This window comes from Pseudoalteromonas sp., from assembly GCF_041613455.1.
Classification (GTDB): Bacteria; Pseudomonadota; Gammaproteobacteria; order Enterobacterales; family Alteromonadaceae; genus Pseudoalteromonas.
In genome coordinates this window covers 1-4,815 of sequence record NZ_JBFJHD010000224.1, presented here as the reverse complement: position 1 = coordinate 4,815, position 4,815 = coordinate 1, and the positions used below count along the sequence as shown (strand labels likewise).

Genomic DNA, 4,815 nt, shown 5'->3' with positions numbered 1-4,815 from the left:
GTTCGGCTACAAGCTGGCTTAATCTGGCTATTTTTATATTGCTTAGCTGGCGGTAGTCGAAGTAGGGGCAAACAATAATATTGTTGCTAGTATCGATGGCAAATTCGTCATCGAGCCAGTTAAATTGTGCGGCTAAGTTGCCTTGCTGTAATAAGTGCTTGGCGTGGGTACGACCGGCAATTATGTGCAGTTGGTGTTTATTGCTAGAAGCTTTATCTGCAGAAGTAATAGTAAGATAAGGCGGGCTAAACAGCAGGGCGGTTTTACTGTTTTTTTGCAGTAAAAATTCATCGCGATATTGCTGCCAAGTAGGCGCTTGTTTTGCAAATGAGTAATGCTCACTCGGTAGAGCAAATAATACTTTAGCGTACACGTTAAATACTTTACGCCAACCATTCCCACAATGCTGATTTATACTATTTATTTGCTGATTAATAACGGGATCTAAACTGTTTAACGTTTCGAAGTAAGGCATTGGCGGTGCTTTTGCAACATACACCGCCACGTTAAATTGCTCGTCACCTAAACCAATGAACTGCTTGCTCAAATTAGCCTGCCTTATTTTGCGCTAAAATTCGGTCGAGATTATTCGCAAAATTTTGTCGGTCAGTTTGGCTAAGCGGCGGTGGCCCGCCACTCATTTCTACGCCACTTGAGCGCATGGTATCCATAAAATCGCGCACGTTGAGTATGGAGCGAATATTTTCGCGAGTGTATAGCTCGCCGCGCGGATTAAGTGCCTGACCGCCATTGTCGATTACTTCGCTCGCTAGCGGAATATCGCCGGTGATCACTAAATCACCTGTTGCAATGCGTTTAACTATTTCGTCGTCGGCTACGTCAAAACCCGACGACACTTGTAAGCGGCTAATATATTTTGATGGCGGAATACGCATAGCATGATTAGCCACTAATATTGTTTCGGTGTGCGTGCGCTCTGCGGCTCTAAATAGTATTTCTTTAATAACCACCGGACACGCGTCGGCATCTACCCAAATTTTCATGTTATGGTCTTTCACTCATTGTTGAATTAACATGATCCTATAGCAATACTTTTTGTTCGGCTAGCTCTAAAGGGAATAGTATGAAAATATTCATTAAAATCGGGTTATTAATAACCGCACTGTATTTACTCAGTGCCTGCACCAGCGCGCCGGAAGGGATCAATGCAGTTAAAAACTTTGATCTACAAAAATACCAAGGTAAATGGTACGAAATAGCACGGCTTAACCATTCGTTTGAAGAAGGTATGGAGCAAGTAACGGCTACTTACACTATTAATGATGACGGCACGGTAAAGGTAGTAAACAAGGGCTACGTAACGAAACAGAACAAATGGCATGATGCAGAAGGCTTAGCTAAATTTGTTAGCAGCAGTAACGTAGGGCACTTTAAAGTCTCGTTTTTTGGTCCGTTTTACGGCGCCTATGTAATTTTTGAACTCGATACGCCGCACTACCAATACGCATTTGTGACCAGTTACAACAAAGATTATTTATGGTTTTTGTCACGCACGCCACAGGTGACTGAAGAGCTAAAAGCGCACTTTTTAGCAACGGCTAACGAATTAGGCTTTAACACCGAGCAAATAATTTGGGTAAAACAGCAGCCACTGTAAAGGGGGTTTACAGCTAATACCGTACAGCTAAAACAATCAGCGTCAGTATCTACTTATAATCACGCTAAAAATAAATATGGCAAACCGAGTGTTTGCCATTTTAGCTTTTCTACAAGGTATTTGAGCAATAACTAGAGAGATCAGTATTTTACTAACTAAGCGTAGTTTAATGCCCAAAATAGGGTTGTTAGTCCAACTATCAGCATAGTTATTACGCTGAAACATTTCACGAATCGCGCTGCAAAATTATAAAAAATCATTGTAATTAATACACTTAGCGACATGAAACCACAAAATTGCAACACCCCATACGCACCTAAGTAATACACGCACAATAATCCACTTAGTAAAATACTGATCCAAGCAACGAGTAATAACCAGTTACTTTGTAAATTGCTGGGGCGTTTGTTAAATACCTCTTTAAAATGATTAAATTTAGCCAGCGCAAAGGCATTAAATGCCAGCAGAGATAAGCTAAATTGCAATAATGCCAACATTATTTTTGCTCCTGAAGCGAGTTGCGCATAGTTTGCTTTGGCTTAAGCTGCTGTTTGGCAGTACGTAATTTTTCGGTTTGGATGAAAAACACCATAGCGCAAAGCATAAATAACGCGTCAAAACTAAACAGGGCCCACTGTTTATTGATTAAATAACTAACAATATTACCTTGTGTTGTCAGTGCATTGACTATCGGTAAAGCTAAACACGCCACGCCATTTATTGCAGCCATTATGCGCCACTGGGTGCGATCACGCTTTATTAACGCTATAACCGCCACTGCAAGCCAGGTTAAAAAGAATACCAGTACTTCTTTATTGGCGCGTCCTGCAAGCTGCGGGCTGAGCACTCGATTGGCAATAAAAAAGGCACACGTGGCAAGCGGCAAGCCCATTAAAGTAGCTAGGTTTAATGCTTCTACTAGTTTTAAGCCAAACGATGGCTGCGCATTTTTTTTCATGCGTTCGCGTAACCGTTTTGCCCACATAATACAGCCTGAAGCAATCATAGCGCAGCCTGCAATACCACCAAGAAAATAGAGCCAACGTAGCAGTGGCTCGGCTAAGCGTCCGGTGTGCACCGAGTTTAATGTTTCATACACGGCTTTAGCGGTGCTTAACTCTTCATCGGTTTGCGCAATCAACTCGCCGCTCGCCCCACTGAATATTAACCGCGGGGTTTGGTCGCGCAAGGCTTTTCCGGGGCTGACCAGTAGGGTGATGGTTGCAGCGGCAGTATTGGGGTTACTAACTTGCACACGGCGAATATCAGCATTAGGCCACTTAGTATAAAGCTGATCTAAAATACGCTTAACGTTTACCATAGGCGCCGCGTCTGTCGTGCTGTTGGTGAGCGTATTACGGGGCGTAACATCGTTAAAAAAATCCCGCATGCCGTTATCGTAGCTCGTTAGGGCAGGGTACGGAAACAACATAAATATGAGCGTTATCAAACCTGTATATGTAATCATTAAATGAAAAGGCAACGCTAGTACCGAGCTTAAATTATGCGCGTCGAGCCAACTGCGACTGCCTTTATTACCACGAAAGGTAAACATATCTTTAAAAATACGCTTATGGATCACCACCCCCGATATAAGAGCAATCAGCATAAATAAGCTTGCAAAGCACACTATCCAGCGTGCGGTGAGCACATCAATATAATGCAAGTCAAAGTGCAAACGATAAAAAAAGTTTCCACCTTTGGTGTCTCTAAACGGGGGCAATGGCTGCATTGTATTAGGATCAAGCTGAGTGTCGATAAACCTGCTTCGGCGCTGCCCAGGCTCTTTTGGCTTAGCATAACCATAAGTTAAATAATTAACACGCGGCTCGGGAAGGGTTATACGCCAGCTAGGTGCTTGACTTGCTTGGCCGTTCAAATACTCAAACCCGCTGATTATTTGCTGCGTTTGTGCGGCTATTCGGTTGCTTTGTGGTGGTATATGATGAATTTCGGGCTGGTTCCATAAACTCACTTCATCCCTAAAAAAACTTAGCGTACCGGCAAAAAATATTAAGTACAGTAACCAACACACCAATAAGCCAACCCAAGTGTGTAGCCACGTCATGGAACGAAAAAAACTATCTTTCATAGCCACTCCTTAATGTAAGCCAACACCGCTAATTGCAGCGCACTGGTTAGTAAAATACTGATCCATACCGTTTGTAATGAGTTAACGTAAAACGCGTAAATAAATACCACTGCATAAATTAAAATACTTAACGAAACACTCATAAGCACCGCATCGGCTTTACTCAGCGGCAAAGTGACACTTAATAATGCAGTGCTCACTGCGGTAAAAACATAACCGCCCACAATGGCAATAAAAAACCGCAAACCGACTTTTAAGCGGTAGTTAAAGTCTGAGATAGACTGCAATTTAAACCAAGGTTTTAATAACAGTAACTTAGCTGATTCGCTACTAAGTGATAAAGCCGCCATATGGGTCCATTCCTCTATTCAGCTAACAAGAAAGTAAAACGCTATTATATATTTTACGAATGCAAAAGATAGTGATTCTTATTTGCAGTGGTAAATTAATCCCAATTTTTCTGTTTTTCATAAACGGTTAGTAAAATAGTGATCTGAATAAACGTGAAGTGGCTTGCTTGCTCATTCAGTTAGGTTTATGGTTATTTCATTGTTTAAAAAATAATAGGTAGAATGATAATGAACAAGCATGAAAAACTTAACTATGTAGAGTTTCCGGCTACTGATTTAGCGGCAACCAAAGCTTTTTTTAGCCAAGCATTTAATTGGCAGTTTACCGATTACGGTACAGAATACACCGCCTTTAACGGCGAAGGCCTCAGTGGTGGTTTTTTTCAGTCACCGTTGGCATCAACCACTGCAACGGGCGGCGCGCTATTAGTATTTTTTAGTAACGATATTCATACCACGCAGCGAAAAGTCACTTTATATGGAGGAAAAATCGTGAAACCAATTTATGAATTTCCGGGTGGCTGTCGCTTTCATTTTACTGAACCAAGTGGCAATGAGTTTGCTGTGTGGGCCGAGCAGCACTAGGCTAGGCAAGAGGCTAAGCTGAATATGCGAGGCTAAGCTGAATATGCGCTGCAGATCACGATTATACTAACTCACTGGCGTTGCGGTGAAAATAAACCGATTTTTTACCAACTCAGCGCCAGTGCCGTTAATAAAAGGACGAAATTTGAGCAAAAAGACGCCACAACCGC

The 4,815-nt window shown here is 42.1% G+C and carries 7 protein-coding genes; 2 read left to right on the top strand and 5 right to left on the bottom strand.

What is annotated here, in order from left to right; genetic code table 11:
• Both ABYB02_RS14720 and ABYB02_RS14715 read right to left on the bottom strand, forming a co-directional pair.
• A partial coding sequence (locus ABYB02_RS14720; protein WP_372763162.1) for a hypothetical protein occupies positions 1-547 on the bottom strand: 547 nt, incomplete at its 3' end.
• Between the two features lies 1 nt (position 548).
• Entirely contained in the window at positions 549-1,004 is a 456-nt protein-coding gene (locus ABYB02_RS14715) for a YaiI/YqxD family protein (protein ID WP_372763161.1), read from the bottom strand.
• Between the two features lie 80 nt (positions 1,005-1,084).
• Here ABYB02_RS14715 and ABYB02_RS14710 point away from each other — a divergent pair, with 80 nt between their 5' ends.
• A complete protein-coding gene (locus ABYB02_RS14710; RefSeq protein ID WP_372763160.1) occupies positions 1,085-1,618 on the top strand; it encodes a lipocalin family protein in 534 nt (177 codons plus the stop codon).
• Between the two features lie 155 nt (positions 1,619-1,773).
• Here ABYB02_RS14710 and ABYB02_RS14705 read toward each other — a convergent pair whose 3' ends face one another.
• The 3 genes from ABYB02_RS14705 to ABYB02_RS14695 are packed head-to-tail and all read right to left on the bottom strand — an operon-like array spanning position 1,774 to position 4,060.
• Entirely contained in the window at positions 1,774-2,115 is a 342-nt protein-coding gene (locus ABYB02_RS14705; RefSeq protein ID WP_372763159.1) for a DUF3325 domain-containing protein, read from the bottom strand.
• Entirely contained in the window at positions 2,115-3,710 is a 1,596-nt protein-coding gene (locus tag ABYB02_RS14700; RefSeq protein ID WP_372763158.1) for a PepSY-associated TM helix domain-containing protein, read from the bottom strand. The genes ABYB02_RS14705 and ABYB02_RS14700 overlap by 1 nt, the downstream gene beginning before the upstream one ends.
• Positions 3,707-4,060: a hypothetical protein gene (locus tag ABYB02_RS14695; protein ID WP_372763157.1), complete on the bottom strand. Its 354-nt coding sequence runs from the start codon at positions 4,058-4,060 to the stop codon at positions 3,707-3,709. The genes ABYB02_RS14700 and ABYB02_RS14695 overlap by 4 nt, the downstream gene beginning before the upstream one ends.
• 228 nt (positions 4,061-4,288) lie before the next feature.
• Here ABYB02_RS14695 and ABYB02_RS14690 point away from each other — a divergent pair, with 228 nt between their 5' ends.
• Positions 4,289-4,645 (top strand): VOC family protein, encoded by a 357-nt coding sequence (locus ABYB02_RS14690; protein WP_372763156.1) that lies wholly within the window; start codon positions 4,289-4,291, stop codon positions 4,643-4,645.
• Positions 4,646-4,815: the final 170 nt, after the last annotated feature.